This is a genomic window from Beijerinckia sp. L45 (genome assembly GCF_009765775.1).
Lineage (GTDB): Bacteria > Pseudomonadota > Alphaproteobacteria > Rhizobiales > Beijerinckiaceae > RH-AL1.
Genome location: NZ_LMUU01000002.1, coordinates 16,136 through 37,808 on the forward strand (window position 1 = coordinate 16,136; position 21,673 = coordinate 37,808).

23 protein-coding genes are annotated in these 21,673 nt (G+C 63.8%); 17 read left to right on the forward strand and 6 right to left on the reverse strand.

The window, feature by feature from the left end; genetic code table 11:
• Window positions 1-30 precede the first annotated feature (30 nt).
• The gene (hemB, locus tag GSQ79_RS00400; protein ID WP_158806763.1) at window positions 31-1,047 is read right to left on the reverse strand and encodes a porphobilinogen synthase; all 1,017 of its coding nucleotides are present in this window, start codon (window positions 1,045-1,047) and stop codon (window positions 31-33) included.
• A gap of 246 nt (window positions 1,048-1,293) precedes the next feature.
• Here hemB and GSQ79_RS00405 point away from each other — a divergent pair, with 246 nt between their 5' ends.
• The 15 genes from GSQ79_RS00405 to GSQ79_RS00475 all read left to right on the forward strand — a co-directional run bounded on the left by GSQ79_RS00405 (window position 1,294) and on the right by GSQ79_RS00475 (window position 14,647).
• Complete coding sequence (locus GSQ79_RS00405) at window positions 1,294-1,590, forward strand: nucleotidyltransferase family protein (protein WP_158806764.1); 297 nt, start codon at window positions 1,294-1,296, stop codon at window positions 1,588-1,590.
• 26 nt (window positions 1,591-1,616) lie between these two features.
• On the forward strand, window positions 1,617-1,946 hold the full coding sequence (locus GSQ79_RS00410; RefSeq protein WP_256378970.1) for a DUF86 domain-containing protein: 330 nt from the start codon (window positions 1,617-1,619) through the stop codon (window positions 1,944-1,946).
• A 73-nt stretch (window positions 1,947-2,019) separates the two neighbouring features.
• Entirely contained in the window at window positions 2,020-3,003 is a 984-nt protein-coding gene (locus GSQ79_RS00415) for a glutathione S-transferase family protein (protein WP_158806765.1), read from the forward strand.
• On the forward strand, window positions 3,000-3,452 hold the full coding sequence (locus GSQ79_RS00420; protein ID WP_158806766.1) for a DUF6163 family protein: 453 nt from the start codon (window positions 3,000-3,002) through the stop codon (window positions 3,450-3,452). The genes GSQ79_RS00415 and GSQ79_RS00420 overlap by 4 nt, the downstream gene beginning before the upstream one ends.
• A 327-nt stretch (window positions 3,453-3,779) precedes the next feature.
• Window positions 3,780-4,295, forward strand: coding sequence for a MarR family winged helix-turn-helix transcriptional regulator (locus tag GSQ79_RS00425; protein WP_158806767.1), 516 nt, complete (start codon window positions 3,780-3,782; stop codon window positions 4,293-4,295).
• Window positions 4,296-4,690: 395 nt separating this feature from the next.
• Window positions 4,691-6,004: a murein L,D-transpeptidase gene (locus GSQ79_RS00430; RefSeq protein ID WP_158806791.1), complete on the forward strand. Its 1,314-nt coding sequence runs from the start codon at window positions 4,691-4,693 to the stop codon at window positions 6,002-6,004.
• A 251-nt stretch (window positions 6,005-6,255) separates the two neighbouring features.
• Window positions 6,256-7,551, forward strand: coding sequence for a serine hydroxymethyltransferase (gene glyA / locus GSQ79_RS00435; protein ID WP_158806768.1), 1,296 nt, complete (start codon window positions 6,256-6,258; stop codon window positions 7,549-7,551).
• Between the two features lie 6 nt (window positions 7,552-7,557).
• Window positions 7,558-8,064 (forward strand): transcriptional regulator NrdR, encoded by a 507-nt coding sequence (nrdR, locus tag GSQ79_RS00440; protein ID WP_158806769.1) that lies wholly within the window; start codon window positions 7,558-7,560, stop codon window positions 8,062-8,064.
• A 24-nt stretch (window positions 8,065-8,088) separates the two neighbouring features.
• Window positions 8,089-9,210 (forward strand): bifunctional diaminohydroxyphosphoribosylaminopyrimidine deaminase/5-amino-6-(5-phosphoribosylamino)uracil reductase RibD, encoded by a 1,122-nt coding sequence (ribD, locus tag GSQ79_RS00445; protein ID WP_158806770.1) that lies wholly within the window; start codon window positions 8,089-8,091, stop codon window positions 9,208-9,210.
• Window positions 9,210-9,833 carry a riboflavin synthase gene (locus GSQ79_RS00450; RefSeq protein WP_158806771.1) on the forward strand — a complete coding sequence of 208 codons (624 nt, stop codon included), beginning with the start codon at window positions 9,210-9,212 and terminating at the stop codon, window positions 9,831-9,833. Before ribD ends, GSQ79_RS00450 begins: the two co-directional genes overlap by 1 nt.
• Before the next feature lie 104 nt (window positions 9,834-9,937).
• Window positions 9,938-10,423 (forward strand): 6,7-dimethyl-8-ribityllumazine synthase, encoded by a 486-nt coding sequence (gene ribH / locus GSQ79_RS00455; protein ID WP_158806772.1) that lies wholly within the window; start codon window positions 9,938-9,940, stop codon window positions 10,421-10,423.
• On the forward strand, window positions 10,423-10,887 hold the full coding sequence (gene nusB / locus GSQ79_RS00460) for a transcription antitermination factor NusB (protein ID WP_158806773.1): 465 nt from the start codon (window positions 10,423-10,425) through the stop codon (window positions 10,885-10,887). The genes ribH and nusB overlap by 1 nt, the downstream gene beginning before the upstream one ends.
• Before the next feature lie 32 nt (window positions 10,888-10,919).
• A complete protein-coding gene (gene thiL, locus GSQ79_RS00465; RefSeq protein ID WP_158806774.1) occupies window positions 10,920-11,912 on the forward strand; it encodes a thiamine-phosphate kinase in 993 nt (330 codons plus the stop codon).
• A gap of 142 nt (window positions 11,913-12,054) precedes the next feature.
• Window positions 12,055-13,056: a glycosyltransferase family 2 protein gene (locus tag GSQ79_RS00470; protein ID WP_158806775.1), complete on the forward strand. Its 1,002-nt coding sequence runs from the start codon at window positions 12,055-12,057 to the stop codon at window positions 13,054-13,056.
• A gap of 49 nt (window positions 13,057-13,105) precedes the next feature.
• Complete coding sequence (locus GSQ79_RS00475) at window positions 13,106-14,647, forward strand: hypothetical protein (RefSeq protein ID WP_158806776.1); 1,542 nt, start codon at window positions 13,106-13,108, stop codon at window positions 14,645-14,647.
• A gap of 164 nt (window positions 14,648-14,811) precedes the next feature.
• Here GSQ79_RS00475 and GSQ79_RS00480 read toward each other — a convergent pair whose 3' ends face one another.
• Window positions 14,812-15,441 (reverse strand): carboxymuconolactone decarboxylase family protein, encoded by a 630-nt coding sequence (locus GSQ79_RS00480; RefSeq protein WP_158806777.1) that lies wholly within the window; start codon window positions 15,439-15,441, stop codon window positions 14,812-14,814.
• 173 nt (window positions 15,442-15,614) lie between these two features.
• On the opposite strand from GSQ79_RS00480, the gene GSQ79_RS00485 reads away from it, so the two are divergent.
• Window positions 15,615-17,759 (forward strand): sodium-translocating pyrophosphatase, encoded by a 2,145-nt coding sequence (locus tag GSQ79_RS00485; protein WP_158806778.1) that lies wholly within the window; start codon window positions 15,615-15,617, stop codon window positions 17,757-17,759.
• A 70-nt stretch (window positions 17,760-17,829) separates the two neighbouring features.
• On the opposite strand, the gene GSQ79_RS00490 is transcribed toward GSQ79_RS00485, so the two are convergent.
• The 4 genes from GSQ79_RS00490 to GSQ79_RS00505 form a co-directional block, all read right to left on the reverse strand.
• Window positions 17,830-18,177 carry a DUF86 domain-containing protein gene (locus tag GSQ79_RS00490; RefSeq protein WP_158806779.1) on the reverse strand — a complete coding sequence of 116 codons (348 nt, stop codon included), beginning with the start codon at window positions 18,175-18,177 and terminating at the stop codon, window positions 17,830-17,832.
• A complete protein-coding gene (locus GSQ79_RS00495; RefSeq protein WP_158806780.1) occupies window positions 18,174-18,464 on the reverse strand; it encodes a nucleotidyltransferase family protein in 291 nt (96 codons plus the stop codon). The genes GSQ79_RS00490 and GSQ79_RS00495 overlap by 4 nt, the downstream gene beginning before the upstream one ends.
• 24 nt (window positions 18,465-18,488) lie before the next feature.
• Entirely contained in the window at window positions 18,489-19,421 is a 933-nt protein-coding gene (locus GSQ79_RS00500; protein ID WP_158806781.1) for a histone deacetylase family protein, read from the reverse strand.
• 111 nt (window positions 19,422-19,532) lie between these two features.
• Window positions 19,533-19,721: a hypothetical protein gene (locus tag GSQ79_RS00505; RefSeq protein ID WP_158806782.1), complete on the reverse strand. Its 189-nt coding sequence runs from the start codon at window positions 19,719-19,721 to the stop codon at window positions 19,533-19,535.
• A gap of 277 nt (window positions 19,722-19,998) precedes the next feature.
• On the opposite strand from GSQ79_RS00505, the gene GSQ79_RS00510 reads away from it, so the two are divergent.
• Complete coding sequence (locus GSQ79_RS00510) at window positions 19,999-21,630, forward strand: long-chain-fatty-acid--CoA ligase (protein WP_158806783.1); 1,632 nt, start codon at window positions 19,999-20,001, stop codon at window positions 21,628-21,630.
• Window positions 21,631-21,673 lie beyond the last annotated feature (43 nt).

A 21,673-nucleotide genomic window follows, 5' to 3' on the forward strand; every position in this document is an offset into this window, starting at 1 on the left:
GTAGGCCGTTGCGTCGGGCTCGCGGCGCCGTCAGCCCTTCAACCGCTTCGCAACCGTCACCGCGAAATAGGTCAAAATGCCGTCGCAGCCGGCGCGTTTGAAGCCGGTCAGGCTTTCCATCATCGCGCGGTCGCCGTCGATCCAGCCGTTCTGCGCGGCGGCCATGATCATCGCGTATTCGCCGGACACCTGGTAGGCGAAAGTGGGGACGGTGAAATTCTCCTTCACCCGGCGGATGATGTCGAGATAGGGCATGCCGGGCTTGACCATGATCATGTCGGCGCCTTCCTCGATGTCCTGCGCCACTTCGCGTAGGGCCTCCTCGGCGTTGCCCGGGTCCATCTGGTAGGTGCGCTTGTCGCCGATCAGGGTGGCGTTGGTGCCGATCGCATCGCGGAACGGGCCGTAGAAGGCCGAGGCGTACTTGGCTGCGTAGGACATGATCTGCACCTGCTGGAAGCCGGCGAAGTCGAGCGCCGCGCGGATCGCGGCGACGCGGCCGTCCATCATGTCCGACGGCGAGATCACGTCGGCCCCGGCATGGGCCTGGTTGACCGCTTGGCGGCAGAGGATGCGGACGGTCTCGTCGTTCAAAATCTCTTCGCCCCGCATTACGCCATCATGGCCGTGGCTGGTGTAGGGGTCGAGCGCGACATCGGTAATCAGGCCGAGTTCCGGCACCTCGGCCTTGATCGCGCGGCAGGCGCGGCAGACCAGGTTGCCGGGGTTCCACGCCTCGCTGCCGACCGGATCGCGCAGACCCGGCTCGGTGAAGGGAAAGAGAGCGATCGCCGGGACGCCGGCCTCCGCCGCTTCGTGCGCGGCGCGCACCGCCTCGTCCACGGAGTAGCGCTCGACGCCGGGCATAGAGGGCACGGGGACGCGCTGCTTTTCCCCCTCGATGATGAAGATCGGCCAGATCAGGTCATTACTTGTGACGACGTTTTCGCGCACCAGGCGGCGGGCCCACTCGCTCTTGCGATTGCGCCGCGGGCGGTGGATCAGGCCGAGGGATTCTGAAATGTCGGCGGGCAGGCCTTTGGTCATGGTCGCTTGTCCAGATAGCGTGATCAGACCGGCGCTACATCGGCGCGCCGGAGGTTTCCCGGCATCTTAACGCGTCCCGCAGGGGTTCGCACTTACCAGGCCGATGGCCAGCCGATAGAATCACGATGACCGGGGGCTTGACAGCTCCTCAGATCCATCGCGCGTCCGGGCAAGGCTCAGCAATCGCGGAAAAACGGAAGAAAGGGTACGCGTGAGGTTCAAAAGTCTTTGTGCTATGATGACACTATGAAACGCAACGAGATCATCAAAACGCTGAAGGAGCGCGAGACCGACTTGCGGGCGCATGGCGTCATGCGCGCCGCTCTCTTCGGTTCCGTCGCGCGTGGCGAACAGAATGCGCAAAGCGATATCGATATTCTGGTCGCCCTCGATCCTCAGGTGGTTCGGACGATCTACGATTATGCGGGCGTGAAATCGTACGTTGAGGGGCTTTTTGGAGGCTCGGTCGATGTGGTCGATTTCGAAGCGCTGAAGCCTCACGTTCGGCCCTCTGCGATAGCCGACGCGGTCTATGCGTTCTGAGACCGAAAAAACGCGCGCTCGTTTATATCCGGCACAACATTGCCTTGGCCTTCTCGTTTGTCGATGGCTTGAGCTATGAACAATTCTGCGACGCCTTTAAATCGTTCTATGCGGTCACGCGCGCGCTCGAAACCATCTCGGAGGCGTCGCGGAAGCTATCCAGCGATCTGAAGGCGCGACAGTCTACGATTCCTTGGAAGGAGATGGCGGCAGCTGGAAATATCTACCGCCATGAGTACGAAGACGTGATCCAGCGACGCGTGTGGCAGACGGTGTTTGAAGCTTTGCCTCTTACCCTTGAAGCGGTGGAAAGCGAACTCGAGGTGGACGATCCTCCATCCGAACAGGCTACCTAAGCAAGCAAGAGCCCGCGATTTGCTCGCACCCCCTTTGTCCGGCTAAACACCTGTGTTCGTGAAAGGTGTGACCATGGGTGTACTCGTCGAAGGCGTCTGGCACGATCGCGGCTACGAGCAGGACAAGCATGACGGCCGATTCGAGCGCGATGCGTCGAAATTCCGCAACTGGGTCACCGCCGACGGTGCGGCAGGGCCGAGCGGCAAGGCCGGCTTCAAGGCCGAGGCCGGGCGCTACCATCTCTATGCCGCCTACTTCTGCCCCTGGGCGCATCGCACCCTGATCATGCGCAAGCTGAAAGGGCTCGAGGGCCTGATCAGCGTGTCCGTCACGCATTGGCTGATGCGGGAGCACGGCATCACGTTCAAGCCGGAAGACGACGTGATCCCGGACCCGATCAACCACGCGGCCTACCTCTACGAGGTCTATCGCGCCGCCGATCCGAGCTACGTCGGGCGCGTCACCGTGCCTGTCCTGTGGGACAAGCAGACCGGGACCATCGTGTCGAACGAGTCCTCCGAAATTTTGCGCATGTTCAATTCCGCCTTCGACGGCCTCGGCGCCGCGGCGGGGGACTATTATCCCGAGGCGCTTCGCCCGGAGATCGATGCCGTCAACGCGCGGATCTACGACACCGTCAACAACGGGGTGTACAAGGCGGGTTTTGCGACGACGCAAGGTGCCTATGAAACAGCAATCAAGCCGCTGTTCGAGAGCCTGGACTGGCTGGAGCAGCGCCTGTCGCGCCAGCGCTACCTGATGGGCGAGACCCTCACCGAGGCCGACATCCGCCTGGTCACCACGCTGCTGCGCTTCGACCCCGTCTATGTCGGTCACTTCAAGTGCAACATCCGGCGCATCGCGGATTATCCTGCGCTTTCGGCCTATCTTCGCGACCTCTATGCCCACGACGCGGTGGCCTCGACGACGCGGTTCGACCACATCAAGAACCATTATTACCGCAGCCACCCCTGGATCAATCCGACCGGGGTCGTTCCCGTCGGCCCCGTGCTCCAGTTTGTCGTGCCCGCGGCTGGCAAAGACGCCGCGGCATGAGCCTGCAGAACGCGGATCGGGTCAAACTCGAGATCTACGAGCCCGAGGCGGCTATTAGGCTCGGCGTGACGGCGCGGGAAGCCAGCGAAACACGCTGGGGTCTCATCCTCGTCGTATTCATGCGGTTGCTGGCCGGCCTCTGGATCATCCAGGGCCTCACGCAATGGGCGGTCTTCCTCCTGCCGACCGATGCCGTCTTCGATCGGCTTTCCGCAGGTCGCGCGGCCGCCGTGATCTTCTTTTCCGTGCTGGATCTTCTCGCGGCGGTCGGCCTTTGGCTGGCGACTCCCTGGGGCGGCGTGCTCTGGCTGTTTGCCGCGCTATCGCAGATCTTCGTCGCCATGAGCATCACCCACTTCTTCACTTACGCCTGGGTCGCCATCGACGGCTCCCTGATCCTGATCTATTTCGCTCTCACCTGGTACGCCGGGAAGGCATCGCGTCTCTGAGCTCCCCCGCATGCCGTCGCTTACTGTGCATGTTTTCGAGTTCCCTCGCCGTAGCACCTGAGTAACCACGGCTTCGCCGTATATATTTCGCTGTACAGTACAGTCTGTGGGTTTGTTCGCAGTTCAAATTTATATAAATCTTTAAGTAACACGTCCTTACGCGGCGTTTACAATGACCGTTTGCTTCAATTCACATCTCATTTACTGCAAAGTGTAAACTTTCGATTCAGGGTGTTGTTTAAACTCGTTTTCATTCGTCGGCCTTATAGATCATTCCATAGTGAGCCGAGGGAACTTGGCCATCGCGAAATTCTAGGGGACTGAGTGATGAACAATACGGCTCTGAAATCCGACATGACCCGCAATCGCCATGAGGAGATCGCCGAGGTTCGGCCGGTCTATCTCGAAGCCCTGACCCTGGTGGAGCGGCTGCATCGTCGCCTGCTCGACGTGATCAAGGACGAGTTCGACCGCCGCGGTCGCAGCGACGTCAACTCGGTCCAAGCCCTGCTTCTTTACAACATCGGCGACAAGGAGCTGACCGCCGGCGAGCTCCGCACCCGCGGCTACTACCTCGGCTCTAACGTCTCCTACAACGTCAAGAAGCTGGTCGAGATGGGCTACCTGCATCACTCGCGCTCGCGCCTCGACCGTCGTTCGGTTCGCATCAGCCTGACCGATCAAGGTCGCGAAGTTCACGAGATCGTCGGCGGCCTCTACGACAAGCACATTTCGACCGTCGAGCAGATCGGCGGCATCACCAGCGACGAGTTCACCAAGCTCAACCAGTCGCTCGTCCGCCTCGAGCGTTTCTGGACCGACCAGATCCGCTTCCGCCTCTGAACCTTTTTCACGTCGCCGTCATTCTTCGGCGATACGAATCGACGGGCAGGGTGTTTCCCCCGGCACCTTGTCTGCGAATGCCCGGCCAGCTCTTTCCCCTGAGAGCTCGGTCGGGCTTTTTTGTTGCGCCGATGCGACCTGTGCCCTAACGGCAACAAGCCGGCGAATGCCGCCCAGACTCGCAGAACTCGCAATGCCGCCACAAAACGGCCCTCCGTTTGCTGCTTGTTAAGCACACTGCTTGTAGCGTTAAATATTCGCTTAGAAGGGCGTGGGCTGCATTGCTGCGCGCCGCTTTTTCCCGCCATACGGCGGCGCATCTGGAGTCATCGGTGGCACAACATCCGCACCATTTTCCGCGCGTCTCCCTGCGTGTCCTCTCCATCGCCGGCGCCTTGGCCGTGTTTGGTCTCGCCGGTGCGAAGACGGGTCTCGCCGCCGAACAGGACGGTGGTTTCAGCGATCAGGCGGAATGGGCCCAGGGTTATGACGCCGATGCCCGTCTCTCTGTAAAGCGCTCGACCGTTCCGGTGCTGTCGACGGAAACGTTCAACGCAACCGAGCAGGCGATCGAGACCTATCGCAAGCTTGTCCAGAATGGCGGTTGGAACACGGTGCCGACGGGTCGCAAGCTGCAGCTTGGCACCAACGGCCCCGCCGTGGTGGCGCTGCGCCGTCGTCTGGCGGCGTCGGGCGATCTCGATACGTCGGCCGGATCCTCGCCGATCTTCGATTCGTACGTCGAAGCCGGCGTCAAGCATTTCCAGGCGCGTCATGGCCTGATCGAGAACGGTATCGTCGGCCCCGAGGCCTTCGCCGCGCTCAACATCACCGCCGACATGCGGCTGCATCAGCTCGAGATCAACCTCGTCCGCCTAAAATCGTTCTCGGGCAATCTCGGCGAGCGCTTCGTCATGGCGAACATTCCGGCCGAGGCGGTCGAGACCGTCGAAGGCGGCGTCGTGTTCAGCCATCATCGGGCCGGCGTCGGCAAGATGGATCGCCAGTCGCCGGTCATGCAGACCCGCGCGACCGACATCAACTTCAATCCCTTCTGGACCGTGCCCGCGTCGATCATCAAAAAGGATCTCATCCCGCGCATGCAGGGGGATCCCAATTATCTGAACGACCACCACATCCGCGTCTTCAACAAGGACAGCCAGGAGGTTCCGTCGAGCTCCATCAACTGGCATTCGATGGAAGCGACCAACTTCCGCTTCCGCGAAGATCCGGGCACGGAGAACTCGCTTGGCGTCGTCCGCATCAACATCAGCAATCCCTACGGCGTGTACATGCATGACACGTCCGACAAAGGGGTCTTCGGCGACGATCAGCGTTTCGTGTCGTCTGGCTGCATCCGCGTGCAGAATGTCCGCGACTACGTGCAGTGGCTCCTGAAGGATACGCCCGGCTGGGACCGCGCGCACATCGACGAAGCCATTCGCTCGGGCGGTCGCGTCGACGCACGTCTCGCCAGCCCGGTTCCGGTATATTGGGTCTACGTGACGGCCTGGGCGACGCCGGACGGCACCGCTCAGTTCCGCGAGGACATTTACCAGCGTGACGGTTTCGGACCGGTCGCGACCGGCTCGATCGGTCGCCCGATCGATCAGCCGCAGGGTACGATCAGCAAGACCAGCTACAACAACCAGCGCCCGGCGGACAATCCCGGCCGCGTGCTCGAGCCGATGGACGACGACCAGCAGTAAGTCGTCTGTAATTCGAGGTTGCTTGCCGTCAAACCCGCCCCAAAAGGGCGGGTTCTTTCGTCGCAGGTCTTCGTAGAGTCCTGAGGCAGGACTCAATTTTCTTGAGACGTCACGCAGGAAAACTGTATTTCCGAGACCTTTCCCCGGCTTCGGCGGCTGTGCTAGGCTTTGCGTCACCTGACCAATTAGCCACCAAGCATAATAACGTGCCGAACATACCGGCCTCAACTCGTCTCCCAAGGGGTTCTGCAATGACCAAGTCCGACGCCTGGACCGATTCGACCGCATTCTTTAATGCCGATCTTCATGCCGTCGATCCGGACATGGCGAAGGCCATCGATCAGGAGCTCGGCCGTCAGCGCGACGAGATCGAGCTGATCGCGTCGGAGAACATCGTCTCGCGCGCCGTTCTCGAAGCACAGGGCTCGATCCTCACCAACAAATATGCCGAGGGCTATCCCGGCCGCCGCTATTATGGTGGTTGCCAATACGTCGACATCGCCGAGCGTCTGGCGATCGAGCGGGCCTGCAAGCTGTTCGGCGTCGGCTTCGCCAACGTCCAGCCGAATTCCGGCAGCCAGGCGAATCAGGCCGTGTTCCTCGCGCTGCTGCAGCCGGGCGACACCTTCATGGGTCTCGACCTCGCCGCGGGCGGTCACCTGACCCACGGCTCGCCGGTCAACGTCTCCGGCAAATGGTTCAAGCCGATTCCCTACGGCGTGAAGCCGGACGATCACCGCATCGACATGGAGAGCGTCGCCAAGCTCGCGCTCGAGCATAAGCCGAAGCTGATCATTGCCGGCGGCTCGGCCTATCCGCGCCATTGGGATTTCGCAAAATTCCGCGAGATCGCGGACTCGGTCGGCGCCTTCTTCATGGTCGACATGGCGCATTTCGCCGGGCTCATCGCCGCCGACCTGCATCCCTCGCCGTTCCCGCACGCCCATGTCGCCACGACCACCACGCATAAGACCCTTCGTGGTCCGCGCGGCGGCCTGATCATGACGGATGACGCGGCGCTGGCGAAGAAGTTCAACTCGGCGATCTTCCCCGGCATCCAGGGTGGTCCATTGATGCATGTCATCGCTGCCAAGGGCGTCGCTTTCGGCGAAGCGCTGCAGCCGAGCTTCAAGGTCTACATCCAGCAGGTGCTCGACAACGCCAAGGCTCTGGCCGCGACCCTGGCCGAGAAAGGCTTTGCGATCTCATCGGGCGGCACGGACAATCATCTGCTGCTCGTCGACCTGCGCAAGCAGGGTCTGACCGGCAAGGCGGCCGAAGCCTCGCTCGGGCGCGCCCACATCACCTGCAACAAGAACGGTGTGCCGTTCGATACGGCCAGCCCGATGGTCACGTCCGGCATCCGCCTGGGATCGCCGGCGGCGACGTCGCGCGGCTTCGGCGTGGACGAGTTCAAGCAGGTCGGCGAGCTCATCGCGACCTGTCTGCTTGGTCTTGCCGCCAATGGCGAAGAGGGCAACGTCGAAACCGAGACCAAGGTCCGCAACGAGGTCGCGGCGCTGACCAAGCGCTTCCCGATCTATTGAGGTAAAATGCGCTGTCCCTACTGCGGCAGCCTGGAAACGCAGGTCAAGGACTCGCGGCCGACGGAGGATGCCTCATCCATCCGCCGGCGCCGCGTCTGTCCCGACTGCGGCGGTCGATTCACGACTTTTGAACGCGTGCAGCTACGCGAACTGACGGTCGTCAAGAAATCCGGCCGCCGGGTGCCCTTCGATCGCGACAAGCTGATGCGATCGCTCGAGATCGCGCTGCGCAAACGTCCCGTCGACGGCGAACGCGTCGACCGGATGGTCAACGGCATCGTCAGGCAGCTCGAAAGCCAGGGCGACAGCGATGTGCCCAGCGATCGGATCGGCGAACTGATCATGGAGGGCCTGCGCTCCCTTGACAGCGTCGCCTACGTGCGCTTCGCATCGGTCTATCGGAATTTTCGAGAGACTCGCGATTTCAACATGTTGATCGACGAACTTGCCAACCCGCCGGACGGCGAGGCTGAGACGCCCAAGCCGAAGTCGCCTTTTCCGAGCCGCGTGTAGCGTGGCATTTTCCGGACGTCTGGCATGACCGCGCCTGTGGACCAGGACGCGGATCGCCGCTTCATGGATGCTGCTTTGGCGCTCGGGCGGCGAGGCTTTGGCCTCACCGCGCCCAATCCGTCCGTCGGTGCCCTCATCGTCAAGGACGGGATCGTTCTCGCACGCGGGTGGACGGCTCCTGGTGGCCGCCCCCACGCCGAGCCGCAGGCACTGGCACAGGCCGGCGCCGCCGCCAGAGGCGCGACCATCTACGTCACCCTCGAACCGTGCAGCCACCACGGCCAGACGCCGCCGTGCTGCGAAGCCATCGTTGCTGCCGGCATCAGCCGGGTGGTCTATGCGGTGGGCGATCCGAATCCGGATGTCGCCGGACGCGGCGCCGCCTATTGCCGCGACCACGGCCTGGACGTTCTGGGCGGCATTGGCGATGCCGCGGCGCGCCGGGATCATCTCGGCCATATCCTGCGCATGACCCAACGCCGCCCCGCGATCACCCTCAAATTCGCCGAGACGGCGGACGGATTCGTGGCCGGCGGCCCGCATGACCCGCGGCTGTCGATCACGGGCGTCGCCGCCAACGGCATGGTTCACGTCATGCGCGCCATGCATGATGCGATCATGGTGGGCGTCGGCACGGTGCTCGCCGACGATCCCCTGATGACCGTGCGGCTTCCCGGCGTTCAGGCCAAGCCGCTGCGGGTCGTTCTCGACGGCGGCTTGCGGCTCCCGCTGCACTCCCGCTTGATCCAGACGGCAGGCGAGGCGCCGATCCTCGTTCTGACGCGGGCGGAAAGCCTCGACGCGCGGGGCAAGGCGCTCCGGGAGATCGACGGAGTCGAGATCGCGGTGGTTCCCGTCAGCGCCTCCGGCGCGCTCGATCTTCGCGCCGCGTTGCGGGTCCTCGCCGACCGCGGGATCACCCGGATCTTCAGCGAGGGTGGCCCAACCGTCGGTTCGGCATTGATCGCCGAAGGCCTTGCGGACGAAGTGATCCTGTTCCAGGCGGAAAAGCCGTTGGGCCGTGAAGGCGTGCCGACCATGAGCGGTGCCGCGCGTGGCATGCTGCACGATCCCATGCGCTTCCGGCAGTCCGAAAACCTCGAGGTCGGGACCGATCGCCTTCACCGCTTCGAAAGGATGATCTGATGTTCACGGGACTCATCAGCGATATCGGACGCGTCGAGCGGATCGACACGCAGGGCGACCTGCGCCGGATGCGGGTGGCCTCCGGCTACAAGCCCGAGTCGATCGCGCTCGGCGCCTCGATCGCCTGCAACGGCCCCTGCCTGACCGTGGTGGCGAGCGGCGGCCTGAACGAGGGAAGCTGGTTCGACGTCGATATCGGCGCCGAAACCCTGGCGCGGACGACGGCGAGCGCGTGGCGCGTCGGCACGCCCCTCAATCTCGAACGGTCCTTGAAGATCGGCGACGAGCTCGGCGGCCACATCGTCACCGGGCATGTCGATGGCGTCGCCGACATCCTGGCCGTCGACCCGTTCGACGGCATGAGCCGTTTTTCCATCCAAGCGCCGGACAAGCTCGCGCGCTTCATCGCCGAAAAGGGTTCGATCGCGCTGGACGGGACGTCGCTGACCGTCAACAGCGTCGACGGGGCGGTCCTGTCCGTGCTGTTGATCCCGCATTCACTGGCGGTCACGACCTGGGGCGAGCGTCGGGCCGGCGACCGACTTAACCTCGAGGTCGATTTGATGGCGCGCTATGCGGCGCGGCTGAGCTATTTTGCGCCGACGGAGTCGGCCGCGATCTGACGGGCCGGCCGGACGCGTGCGCCAAGCGCCTTGCATGCGCGAAGGCGCCGCGTTAGTCGAGGGGGACCCAACACCCAGACCTGTCGAAAGTGCTTCCGAAAGCCATGGCCGAACCGCGCCGCTCCGTCGTCACGACGTCCAACATCCTTCCCGCCGGCGGCGGCCGATTCCTGATCGTGGAGGCGCGATTCTATGACGACATCGGCGCGATGCTCCATGCGGGTGCGATGCGGGCGTTTCACGCCGCGAACGCGACGGTCGAGACGATCACCGTGCCGGGGGCCCTCGAGATCCCGATCGCGCTGGCGATGATGTTGGATCGCGGCGGCGTCCCCTATGACGGCATCGTCGCGCTCGGCTGCATCATTCGCGGCGAGACGTTCCATTTCGAGATCGTGTCGCTCGAAAGCGCGCGTGCCGTGACCGCGCTCGCCGTCGCCCATCGTCTGTGCTTCGGCAACGGTATTCTGACTGTCGAGAACGAGCAGCAGGCGATCGTCCGCGCCGACCCCGAGCAGGGCGACAAGGGGGGCGATGCCGCCCGCGCGGCGCTCGCGCTCTATCATATCAAACACGCGAAGGATCAGTGATGGCCCGCGCGATCGAACGATCCGCCGCGCGGCTCGCAGCCGTCCAGGCGCTCTACCAGATGGACGTGACCGGCAAGACGCTGCCCGACATCTTCGCCGAGTTCGAGACCTACTGGATCGGCATGGAGATCGAAGGCGATCAGTATAATCCCGCCGAACTCGCCTTCTTCCGCGATATCCTGACCGGCGTGCTCGACGACCAGGGCCCGCTCGACCGGGCCATCGACGCGACGTTGATCGCCGGCTGGCCTCTCGCCCGTGTCGATTCCGTGATGCGTGCCACCTTGCGCGGCGGCGCCTACGAACTGAAGAAACGCAAGGACATTCCGGCTCGCGTCGTGATCAAGGAATATGTCGATGTCGCCGGCGCGTTCTTCGGCCCCGACGAATCCGGCATGATCAACGCGGTGCTCGACGGCATGGCGCGGCAGTATCGCGCCGAAGAGTTCGTGGTGCAGGCTTAACCGCGACTGCTACGCGAGGAGACGCAAAGCCGATGCGGCCCTCCGAAGACGACCTGATCGCAACGCTTTTCGCCCCGATCGCCGGCCCCGGCGGCCTCGGCCTCCGCGACGACGCGGCGTTGATCACGCCCTCGCCGGGCCATGATCTCGTCGTCACCAAGGACATGCTGGTTGCCGGCGTGCATTTCTTTGCCGGCGATCCGCCGGATGCAATCGCCCGCAAGGCGTTGCGCGTCAACCTCTCCGATCTTGCGGCCAAGGGCGCCAGGCCGCTTGGCTTCTGCCTTGGCATCGGCCTGCCTACCGACTGGACCGGCGGCTGGCTGGCTGCCTTCGCCACAGGCCTCGGCGACGACGCCGCCGCTTTCCGCTGCGCGCTGCTCGGCGGCGATACCGTCATGATGCCCGGGCCTCTTACCCTATCGATCACCGCCTTCGGCGAGGTTCCGGCAGGTCGCATGGTGCCGCGCACCGGCGCTCGGGCCGGCGACTTGCTCTATGTGTCGGGGACGATCGGGGATGCCGCGATCGGCCTGCGCCTGCGTCTTGACGCGCGGGACGACGCAGGCTGGATCGCGACGCTCGGCGACGCAGCCGCCGAGGTGTTGCTCGAGCGCTATCTGCTGCCCCGCCCACGCCTTGCCCTTGCACCCGCTCTGCTAGCCTGCGCCTCCGCCGCCATGGATGTGTCCGATGGTCTGGCGGGCGATCTCGGCAAGATGCTCGCTCTTGCCGGCCTCACCGCCGCGGTCGATGTCGGGGATGTGCCGATGTCCGACGCCGCTCGTGCCGCCATTGCGCTGGCGCCGACGCTCATCGAAACCGCGCTGACGGGCGGGGACGACTATGAAATCCTCTGCGCGGTTCCCGCCGACGCGTCGTCGTCGTTCGAAGACATGGCGCGGGAGGCTGGCGTTGCCGTCCGGCGTCTCGGCATCACGGCGACCGGCGCCGGCGCGCCGGTCTTCAGGGACGCAAGCGGTGCCGCGCTGGCATTCGCGGCGACGCGCTTCAGCCATTTCTGAGCTTGCCTGCCGGAGGCGCAACGGGGTATTTTAACCCGGCATTAGGCCTTCTTCGCCAATGTCGAGCAGGGACAGTGGTGCCTTTCACTGATGCCTTAACCAAAGACGAGATCGGTCAGCCGTTCTCGTAGAGGTCTGTCTCATGCTCGACAAACCGATCCAGGATGCCAGCACGGGCTCTCTCGCGGACCTCGCTTTGTCCACGGCTCGCCGCCCGACGATCAGCATCGTCACGCCCTGCTACAACGAAGAGGCGGGGATCGCGGCATGCGTCGAGGCCGTCAGGGCGATCCTGGCGGAGACGCTTCCCGGTTACAGTTACGAACATATCCTGATCGACAATTGCTCGCAGGATCGGACGCCCTTGATCCTGCGCGGTCTGGCCAGTCTCGACCCGAAGCTAAAAATCATCTTCAACGCGCGGAATTTCGGACCGGCGCGTTCGCCGTTTCACGCCGTGCTCGAGGCGAAGGGACGGCTGGTCATCCCGATCCTCGCCGATCTTCAGACGCCGCCGTCGCTGATCCCGGAGATGGTCGCCTTGTGGGAAAACGGCGCCAAGGTCGTCGTCGCGGTCAAGAAGAGCGCGGACGAGTCGCTCTTCTGGCGGACCGCCCGCGGCGCCTTCTACGGGCTGATCAAGCGGATCGCGACGGTCGAGCAGATCCCGAACTACATCGGCTTCGGCCTCTACGACGAATGCGTCATCGACGTCCTGCGAGGACTCAATGAGCCGGAACCCTATTTTCGCGGTCTGATTACGGAAATCGGGTTCGAGCGCGCGGTCGTTCACTACGACCAGCCCAGACGGCTGCACGGGCGTTCCAGCTACACGATCTTTTCGCTCGCCGACTACGCGATGCTGGGACTGGCAAGCTATTCGAAGCTCCCGCTGAGGCTGATGACGATCGTCGGTTTCAGCGTGGCGTGCCTGAGCTTTCTCTGCGGTCTCGCCTACCTGATCGGCAAACTCCTGTTCTGGTACAGCCTGCCTGTCGGCGTGGCGCCGATCCTCATCTCGATCTTCTTCCTCAGTTCGATCCAACTGCTCGCCCTGGGCATCCTCGGCGAATACGTGAGCCTGCTGCTCACCTACGCCAGGCGCTTTCCCCTGGTGGTCGAGAAGGAACGGATCAATTTCTGACGTCGTGCGCGACGCGGCTCGGCCGGTGGTACGGCCATCGGCGTCGCGTTTGCGTTTCGCACCGGCCTGGACGCGGCGCGAGCGCGCGGCGTCTTTACTGTCGTCTCCCATCGTGATCCGCGACCGTGCCGTGGTCGCGGTTGTCTCCCTGATGGTTTTGCTGCCATCCTTTCTCTTCGCGCCGGTGCTGCGTGCCTTTCCGGCGGCTCTGCTCATGGCAGGGTGCTGCGGCGCCTTCTGGCTCGTCCTGGGGCCGAAGCCGGTATCCGACGATGACGTTCTTCGGCGACCGCTTCGTGTCCGCCAGCTTTCGGCGTGCATCGGTCTCGCGTTCGTCATCTTTCTGCTCGGCGGCGAAACCCACCTGTTCTACGCAACCGAAGACTGGTCGATCAGAGACGCCGTCTTGGCCGATCTGGTCAGTCACGGCAATCCGGTGCTCTACGACTGGAATGGTGCGACCTACCTGCTGCGGGCGCCGCTCGGCATGTACATGGTGCCGGCTTTTGTCGGCCGGGGCCTCGGCCTGTTCGCCGCTCATGTTGCGTTGCTTGGGCAGAACGCCACACTTCTCGGCGCGACGTTATACCTGCTGATGTCGCTCGGGCGAGGCTGGGCGCACCTGGCGATCCTCATCGCCTTCGGCGGTCTCTCGATTGTTGGCGCTTTGTTGCTGTCTACCGCCGGGCAGGACCATTATTGGCCGCATCTGCAGCGTTGGGGGATGGATACCTGGCACCCATTCTACCAATACTCCAGCAGTATCGTCCAATTCTTTTGGGTGCCGAACCACGCGCTCCCGGGGTGGTGGCTCGCGACGCTGCTTCTTCTGAACACACGGTCCACAGTCGATGTCGCGACAATCGGCGTGTCGGTCGCCGCGCTCGCCTTCTGGTCTCCACTCGCCGTCCTGCCCTTCATTCCTTGGCTCGTCTTCGTCGTGGCGACGCAATGGCGAGAGGTGCTTTTCGCGAGAAGAACCTGGGTCGGGTTCATCATAGCGGCGGCGTTCCTGCCCATTGTCGCTTACCTTCTTCTAGCCCCAGCGACGATCGCGCACGACAGTCCTTTGAGCCAAAACAATTTTCTCTTGTGGTATGTAATCTTCATCCTGTTCCAACTGCCGGTTCTGCGGCTTGTAGGAGCGCAATGGAGCGATGTTCCGCGCGAATGGCGTGCGCTGTTCGTCATCAACGGCGCGATCCTTCTGGCGTTGCCATTCTTCAAATTCGGACCCAACAACGACCTCGTCATGCGAGGCTCGATTACCTCGCTAGTCATCGTCGCCTTCGTCTTCGGTGCTTTGGCGCCTCGCGAAAAGGGCAAACTCGTCGTCGCCGCTTTGGCCTACGTCCTGATCGCCATTGGATCAGTGCCCGCAATGTACGAGGTCTACCGCGCCATTGTGAAGCCGCGCTACGCCATAAGCCGATGTTCGCTTCAGGAGGCATCGCTCGCCATCGACAAACAAGGACTGCCGTCCAACTACATCGCTCCGGCGACCGCGATGCCGAACTGGCTGATCGATCTTCGCGGGATCGAGGCGGTCGGGTTTGTCGATCGTCCATGCTGGCCTGATCGAAAGCAATAAGGCGGTCGGCGCGCCGGATGCGCGCGGCGACCGCCAGCGTCGAGACAAGCCTAGAGCGCCGGCTGCTTAAGTGGACCCGCTTAAGCGATAAGCCGTCGCTCTCTTTTCGAAGGCTGAGAGCATCGGGCCGGACGCAAAAGTCTGCAGCTTTTGCGTGCGATGCTCTAGTTGGCCATCGCCTTGCCTGTCACGAGGAAGGGGCCTTTGAACTCGGCCGGCACCGGCACCTGCGCGACGTTCAATGTCATGCAGACGACGTCGTAGTAACCGTTGACCGCCACGAGATCGACGATGCCGCGCTCGCCGAACTTGGCGAGAACCTTGGCGTAAGTCGCGTCAGACACGATCTTGTCGCGGCGCAGCTCGGTCGAGAACGTGTAAACGAGCGCCTCCTCCTCGGTCATCCCCTTCGGCACCCGACCCTCCGACAGGTCGGCGAGCACGGTGGCGGGAACGCCGGCCTTGATGGCGAGCGGATAGTGGTACGCCCACTCGAACTGCGAGGCCCAGGCCTGGCCGCTGATGAGGATCGCAAACTCGTTGAGGCGCAAAGGCAGCGAGGTCTCGAAGCGGATGTAGGCGCCGACCTTTTGCAGGCGATCGGCAAGCACCGGGCTGCGCAGCCAGGCTTTGAACGGACCCGAAATGGACTTGCGCGGTCCGGATGCGATGGCATCGGCGATCGCCTTCTGCTCCGGGGTCATCGCCTCCGGCGCGATGTCGGGAAAACGTTCCGCCAGGGCGGGGGCGGCCGAAGCCAGGGTCGCGGCAAGGGCGCCGATCAAAGCCTTCACGTCTGATTCTCCTCGAGTTTGAATGGTCCAGGACGATTCTTCATCCGCATGTCTCATCTGCCCCGGTAAGGTCCAGAAGTCTTTAGGCCATTTGCGAAACATTCCGCTTTCCGCCTATGGTCCGGCGGACAAAAAGCATCGCAAAAGCGGTTATTTACGGGAGAGCGCGGACGATGAATCCGATTTGGCTGGTTATCGCAGCAGGCCTTCTGGCACTCGTCTATGGCGGTGTCACGACATCGCAGCTTCTGGCGGCCGACGCCGGCTCACCGCGCATGCGCGAGATCGCCGCCGCCATCGCGGAAGGCGCCCAGGCCTACCTCCGCCGTCAGTACTTGACCATCGCGGCCGTCGGCATCGTCATCTTCATCATCCTCGGGTTCCTGCTCAGCTGGGCCGTCGCGGCGGGCTTTGCGATCGGCGCCATTCTCTCCGGCGCCGCCGGCTTCATCGGCATGAACGTGTCGGTCCGCGCCAACGTGCGCACGGCGCAGGCGGCGTCGCTGTCGCTCAGCCGCGGCCTCGACATTTCCTTCAAGGCCGGCGCGATCACCGGCATGCTGGTCGCCGGCTTGGCGCTGCTCGGCGTCGCCGGATACTATTATGTGCTGACCGGCCCGATGGGCCAGGAGTCCAACAGCCGCGAAGTGATCGACGCGCTTGTGGCGCTCGGCTTCGGCGCCTCGCTGATCTCCATCTTCGCCCGTCTCGGCGGCGGCATCTTCACCAAAGGCGCCGACGTCGGCGCCGATCTCGTCGGCAAGGTCGAAGCCGGCATCCCGGAAGATGACCCCCGCAATCCCGCGACCATCGCCGACAACGTCGGTGACAACGTCGGCGACTGCGCCGGCATGGCGGCGGATCTCTTCGAGACCTATGCGGTGACGGTCGTTGCCACGATGGTGCTCGCCGCGATCTTCTTCGGCGGCGCGGCGATCCTGAAGATGGCGATGCTGTATCCGCTGGCGATCTGCGCCACCTGCATCGTGACCTCGATCATCGGCACGTTCTTCGTCAAACTCGGCGCCAACAACTCGATCATGGGCGCGCTGTACAAAGGCCTTATCGTCACCGGCCTGCTGTCGATCGGCGGGCTGGCGCTGGCGACCTATCTGACCGTCGGCTTCGGCGCCTTGGGGCAGGGCGGCGGCGTCGCCATCACCGGCCTCAACCTGTTCTACTGCGGCATCGTCGGCCTCATCGTGACGGCGCTGATCGTGGTCATCACCGAGTATTATACCGGCACCGGCAAGCGCCCGGTCGTGTCGATCGCCCAGGCCTCCGTCACCGGGCATGGCACCAACGTCATCCAGGGCCTCGCGATGTCGCTGGAATCGACGGCGCTGCCGGCGCTGGTGATCATCGGCGGCATCATCGCGACATTCCAGCTCGCCGGCCTGTTTGGCCTGGCGATCTCGGTCACCACCATGCTCGGCCTCGCCGGGATGATCGTCGCGCTCGACGCCTTCGGCCCGGTCACCGACAACGCCGGCGGCATCGCCGAGATGGCCGGCCTGCCGAAAGAAGTCCGTCACTCCACCGATGCGCTCGACGCCGTCGGCAACACCACCAAGGCCGTCACCAAGGGCTATGCGATCGGCTCCGCCGGTCTCGGCGCGCTGGTTCTGTTCGCGGCCTACAGCTACGACTTGAACTATTTCTCCGCTCACGCGGATCTCTATCCCTACTTCAAGGGGCTCGGGCCGATCGCCTTCGACCTGTCGAACCCCTATGTCGTCGCCGGCCTGATCTTCGGCGGCCTGATCCCCTACCTGTTCGGCGGTATCGCGATGACGGCGGTCGGGCGCGCCGCGGGCTCGGTGGTGGAAGAGGTTCGCCGTCAGTTCCGCGACGATCCCGGCATCATGGCCGGCACCTCGAAGCCGAACTATGCCCGCGCCGTCGATCTGCTGACCAAGGCCGCAATCCAGGAGATGATCGTCCCCTCGCTGCTGCCAGTCTTGGCGCCGGTGGTGGTCTATTTCGGGGTGCTGCTGATTTCGGGCTCCAAGGCCTCGGCCTTCGCCGCGCTGGGCGCCTCGCTTCTTGGCGTGATTGTCAACGGCCTGTTCGTCGCGATCTCGATGACCTCGGGCGGCGGTGCCTGGGACAACGCCAAGAAAAGCTTCGAGGACGGCTTTATCGACAAGGACGGCGTCAAGCACTTCAAGGGCGGCGAGGCGCACAAGGCGTCGGTGACCGGCGACACGGTCGGCGACCCCTACAAGGACACGGCAGGACCGGCGGTGAACCCGGCGATCAAGATCACGAATATCGTGGCGTTGCTGCTGTTGGCGGTGCTGGCGCATCTGGGGTGACGGAGCGCGTCCCTTCTGGGTTGAGGAGGGACGACACGCGAATCTCGTTTGTTGCGACGCTTTCCAACGCTCAGTCTTTTTCGATATGGGACAGTTGCCGCAGCAAAAGGGGCAGAGCTGTCCCGACCGTGTCCCAGACGACATCGAGATTGATGTCGAAATAGCCGTGAGCGATGCGGTTGCGCATTCCTTTCATCCCGTGCCATTGGATCTCCGCGTGTCGCTCGGCAAAGTCGGGATATCGCTCCAAGATCTTCGAGGCGGCTTCGCCGATGATGATCAGGCTCATGACCACAGCTCGTTGGGAACGCTTGTCCGCAATGAAGTCGTCTTTGCCCAGACCCTCCAGGAAGATGCAGGCGTCGGAGGCCGCTTGCCTCATATGGTTGAGGTAGTCCGCGAGCCGGACAGAGCTCATACAAGCTGCGCTTCCGCTAAAATTCTCTCGCGTATTCTTTCCGGCAAGTCGCTCGGCGTAACCAGATCGACGCTGACGCCGAGAAGACCTTCGAGTTTGACCTGCAAGCTGCCCAAGTCGAACAATGTCGCGCCTGGCAGGGCGTCGACGAGAAGATCGAGGTCGCTCCCATCGCGGTCTACGCCGTGGAGCACGGAGCCGAACACGCGCGGATTTGCAGCGCGGTGCTGCGCCATCGCTGCGCGGACTTCGTCACGCTTCCTCTCAAGAGCGACCGAGGGTTTCATCGTTATCTCCTCACGTTCCGCCCCTCACGCCCCCATCAGCGTCCCGACATGCGCCGCCGTAGACTTCGCCAGCCCCTCCAGATCATACCCGCCTTCCAGCAGCGACACGATCCTGCCGCCGGAATATTTCCGCGCGATCTCCATCAGCTCTTCGGTGATCCAGGCGTAATCGTCTTCCACCAGTTCGACGCTGCCGAGCGGATCGCGCCAATGCGCGTCGAACCCGGCGGAGATGACGATGAGGTCGGGGGCAAAACTCTCCAGCCGCGGCAGGATGCGCGACTGCATGGCGTCGCGGAACTGCTCGCCGGCATCGCCCGAGCGGAGCGGCGCGTTGACGATGGTGTCGTGGGCGCCGCGTTCGCTCACCGCGCCGGAGCCGGGAAACAGCGGCATCTGATGCGTCGAGGCGTAGAGTACGCTGGGGTCCGACCAGAAGATCGCCTGGGTGCCGTTGCCGTGGTGGACGTCGAAATCGACGATGGCGACGCGTTTGGCGCCGTGCAGCATCTGCGCGTGGCGGGCGGCGATGGCGGCGGTGTTGAAGAAGCAGAAGCCCATCGGCGTCGACAGTTCCGCGTGATGGCCGGGCGGCCGCATCGCGACGAAGGCGTTGCTGGCGCTGCCGTTCATCACGCAGTCCACCGCATGCGTCGTCCCCCCGACGGCATGCATCAGCGTCGCCCAGGTGCCAGGGCTCATGACGGTGTCGCCATGGTCGAGCGCGACGGTGCCGTCCTTCGGCGCCGCCTCTTCGATGGCGTTGAAGTAGCTCGTCGGGTGGACCCGGGTGATGACCTTGGATTCGCCCCACGGCGCATCGTCGCGCACGAGCGCGTCGAAGCGCGGATCGGCCATGGCGGCGCGGATGGCGCGCATGCGCTCCGGCCGCTCCGGATGGCTCGGGCCTGTGTCGTGGTCGAGGCTGGACGGATGCGAGACGAAAAGCGTGCTCACCGGAGATCGACCTCGCTGCCGGACGGGTTGTGTCCCGTCATCAGCACATGCATCATCGTTGCGAGGCGTCAACCATCATCGGCGTGCTGCCTTCCGGTTTCGGCATAGGCGCTAGGCTGCAACCTTGCCGGCGAGCGGATATTTCTGCGGCGCCGGGCGTGTGGCTTTTTCGACGTGGAACGTTGCGGGCTCGAGCGCTGCGGCGACGGCGGAGATGCCGATTTCGCGATACAGGCGGGACAGGAGATCACGGGGTTCGTTCGACGGGGCCTTGGCGACGTTCGACGGGCTGGAGTCCATGGTGATGCTCACTTAAACGCGGGGGCGGACGGCGAAGGATCTGCCGTCTTCAAGAACCAGTCTCAGGCACGGCGGTTAACGAGCGCCTAAAGGCAAAACGCGAATTCTCGGCAGATGCCTCACCTTGGCACAGAAGCCGGGGACCGTTGATTATCAAACGACTTCATGCCATCGGCGCCCCGCGTTGGTCGCGCCGTCATTGCTTAGCTAAATGCCATGTGATCGAAGCAGGTTAACGATTGGGCGCAGGGGCCCGCGCGACGTCCGGGAGGGCCTGATGCTGGGTTTGATGCAGGATTGGCCGTTGCTGATTCATCGCATTATCGACCACGCCGCGATCCAATATGGCCCGCAGGCGGTGGTCTCGCGCTCGATCGAAGGGCCGATTCACCGCACGACCTATGCCGCGGTGCGCCAGCGCGCGCTGGCGGTCGCCAAGCGTCTCGATCGCGAAGGGATCCGGCACGGCGATCGCGTGGCGACGCTGGCCTGGAACACCTGGCGTCACGTCGAGGCCTGGTACGGCATCACCGGCCTCGGCGCAGTCTACCACACCGTCAATCCGCGACTGTTTCCCGAGCAGATCGTCTGGATCATCAACCACGCCGAAGACCGCCTAATGATGGTCGACCTGACCTTCGTGCCGTTGCTTGAAAAGCTGGCGGCCCGGCTGCCGACTATCGAGCGCTACATCGTGCTGACCGATGGCTCGCACATGCCGGCGACCAGCCTGAAGAACGCCGTCGCCTACGAGGACTGGCTCGCCGAGGCCGACGACGATTTTGCCTGGGCCGAGGCCGAGGAGCGGACCGCGGCGGGCCTCTGCTATACGTCGGGCACGACGGGCGACCCCAAGGGCGTCCTCTATTCCCACCGCTCCAACGTGCTGCATGCGATGCAAGTCTGCGCAAAGGATTCTCTGGCGCCGGGCGGGGTCGACTCGGTGCTGTGCGTGGTGCCGATGTTCCACGCCAACGCCTGGGCGCTCGCTTTCGCGTTACCGATGTCCGGCGCCAAGATGGTTCTGCCGGGCGGAAAACTCGACGGCGCCTCGGTCTTCGACCTGATCGAGGCGGAAGGCGTGACGATGAGCGCCGGCGTCCCCACCGTCTGGCTCATGCTGCTGGATTATATGACGAGCGCAAGGTTGCAGCCGAGCACGCTGAAGCGCGTCGCCGTCGGCGGCTCGGCGTGTCCGCGCCCGATGATTGAACGGTTCGAGCGCGACTTCGGCATCGACGTGTTTCACGCCTGGGGCATGACGGAGACGAGCCCGGTCGGCTCCGTCGGCACGGTCAAGGCGCATCAACGCGGGCTGACAGGCGACGCGCTTTACGATCTCAAGGCCAAGCAGGGCCGCGCGCCGTTCGGCGTCGAGATGATCATCACCGACGATGCCGGCGCGCATCTGCCCTGGGACGGCAAGGCTTTCGGCCGGCTCAAGGTGCGCGGGCCCTGCATCGCCAGCGCCTACTATCGCGACGCGACCGATATCCTCGATGCCGACGGCTACTTCGACACCAACGACATCGCGACCATCGATTCCGACGGGACGATGCACATCACCGACCGTTCGAAGGACATCATCAAGTCGGGCGGCGAGTGGATTTCTTCGATCGAAATCGAAAATCTGGCGTTGGGCCATCCTGGTGTCGCCGAGGCCGCGGTCATCGGCATCGCGCACGAAAAATGGAGCGAGCGGCCGCTGCTCATCGCCGTTTCGAAGCCGGGTGCGGGCGAGGATCGCGCCGACCTCCTGGCGTTCCTGGACGGCAAGATCGCGACCTGGTGGATTCCCGACGACGTGCAATATGTCGCCGAGATCCCGCACACCGCAGCGGGAAAGATCGACAAGCGACGTCTGCGTGAGATGTTCAGCGACTATCTGTTGCCAAAGTCGGCGCCCTGACCGAAAGCTTTGCCTATAGGCGGGTCGCCGAGGTGGGTATCGC

Bases quoted from the DNA above. Each gene is read 5' to 3' on its own strand.
- GSQ79_RS00505 (WP_158806782.1), bottom strand. From the start codon at position 19,721: ATGGACTCCAGCCCGTCGAACGTCGCCAAGGCCCCGTCGAACGAACCC.
- GSQ79_RS00510 (WP_158806783.1), top strand. From the start codon at position 19,999: ATGCTGGGTTTGATGCAGGATTGGCCGTTGCTGATTCATCGCATTATC.
- GSQ79_RS00450 (WP_158806771.1), top strand. From the start codon at position 9,210: ATGTTCACGGGACTCATCAGCGATATCGGACGCGTCGAGCGGATCGAC.
- GSQ79_RS00415 (WP_158806765.1), top strand. From the start codon at position 2,020: ATGGGTGTACTCGTCGAAGGCGTCTGGCACGATCGCGGCTACGAGCAG.
- GSQ79_RS00485 (WP_158806778.1), top strand. From the start codon at position 15,615: ATGAATCCGATTTGGCTGGTTATCGCAGCAGGCCTTCTGGCACTCGTC.
- hemB (WP_158806763.1), bottom strand. From the start codon at position 1,047: ATGACCAAAGGCCTGCCCGCCGACATTTCAGAATCCCTCGGCCTGATC.
- nusB (WP_158806773.1), top strand. From the start codon at position 10,423: ATGGCCCGCGCGATCGAACGATCCGCCGCGCGGCTCGCAGCCGTCCAG.
- ribH (WP_158806772.1), top strand. From the start codon at position 9,938: ATGGCCGAACCGCGCCGCTCCGTCGTCACGACGTCCAACATCCTTCCC.
- GSQ79_RS00490 (WP_158806779.1), bottom strand. From the start codon at position 18,177: ATGAGCTCTGTCCGGCTCGCGGACTACCTCAACCATATGAGGCAAGCG.
- GSQ79_RS00470 (WP_158806775.1), top strand. From the start codon at position 12,055: ATGCTCGACAAACCGATCCAGGATGCCAGCACGGGCTCTCTCGCGGAC.
- GSQ79_RS00495 (WP_158806780.1), bottom strand. From the start codon at position 18,464: ATGAAACCCTCGGTCGCTCTTGAGAGGAAGCGTGACGAAGTCCGCGCA.
- GSQ79_RS00425 (WP_158806767.1), top strand. From the start codon at position 3,780: ATGAACAATACGGCTCTGAAATCCGACATGACCCGCAATCGCCATGAG.
- GSQ79_RS00405 (WP_158806764.1), top strand. From the start codon at position 1,294: ATGAAACGCAACGAGATCATCAAAACGCTGAAGGAGCGCGAGACCGAC.
- GSQ79_RS00420 (WP_158806766.1), top strand. From the start codon at position 3,000: ATGAGCCTGCAGAACGCGGATCGGGTCAAACTCGAGATCTACGAGCCC.
- nrdR (WP_158806769.1), top strand. From the start codon at position 7,558: ATGCGCTGTCCCTACTGCGGCAGCCTGGAAACGCAGGTCAAGGACTCG.
- glyA (WP_158806768.1), top strand. From the start codon at position 6,256: ATGACCAAGTCCGACGCCTGGACCGATTCGACCGCATTCTTTAATGCC.
- thiL (WP_158806774.1), top strand. From the start codon at position 10,920: ATGCGGCCCTCCGAAGACGACCTGATCGCAACGCTTTTCGCCCCGATC.
- ribD (WP_158806770.1), top strand. From the start codon at position 8,089: ATGACCGCGCCTGTGGACCAGGACGCGGATCGCCGCTTCATGGATGCT.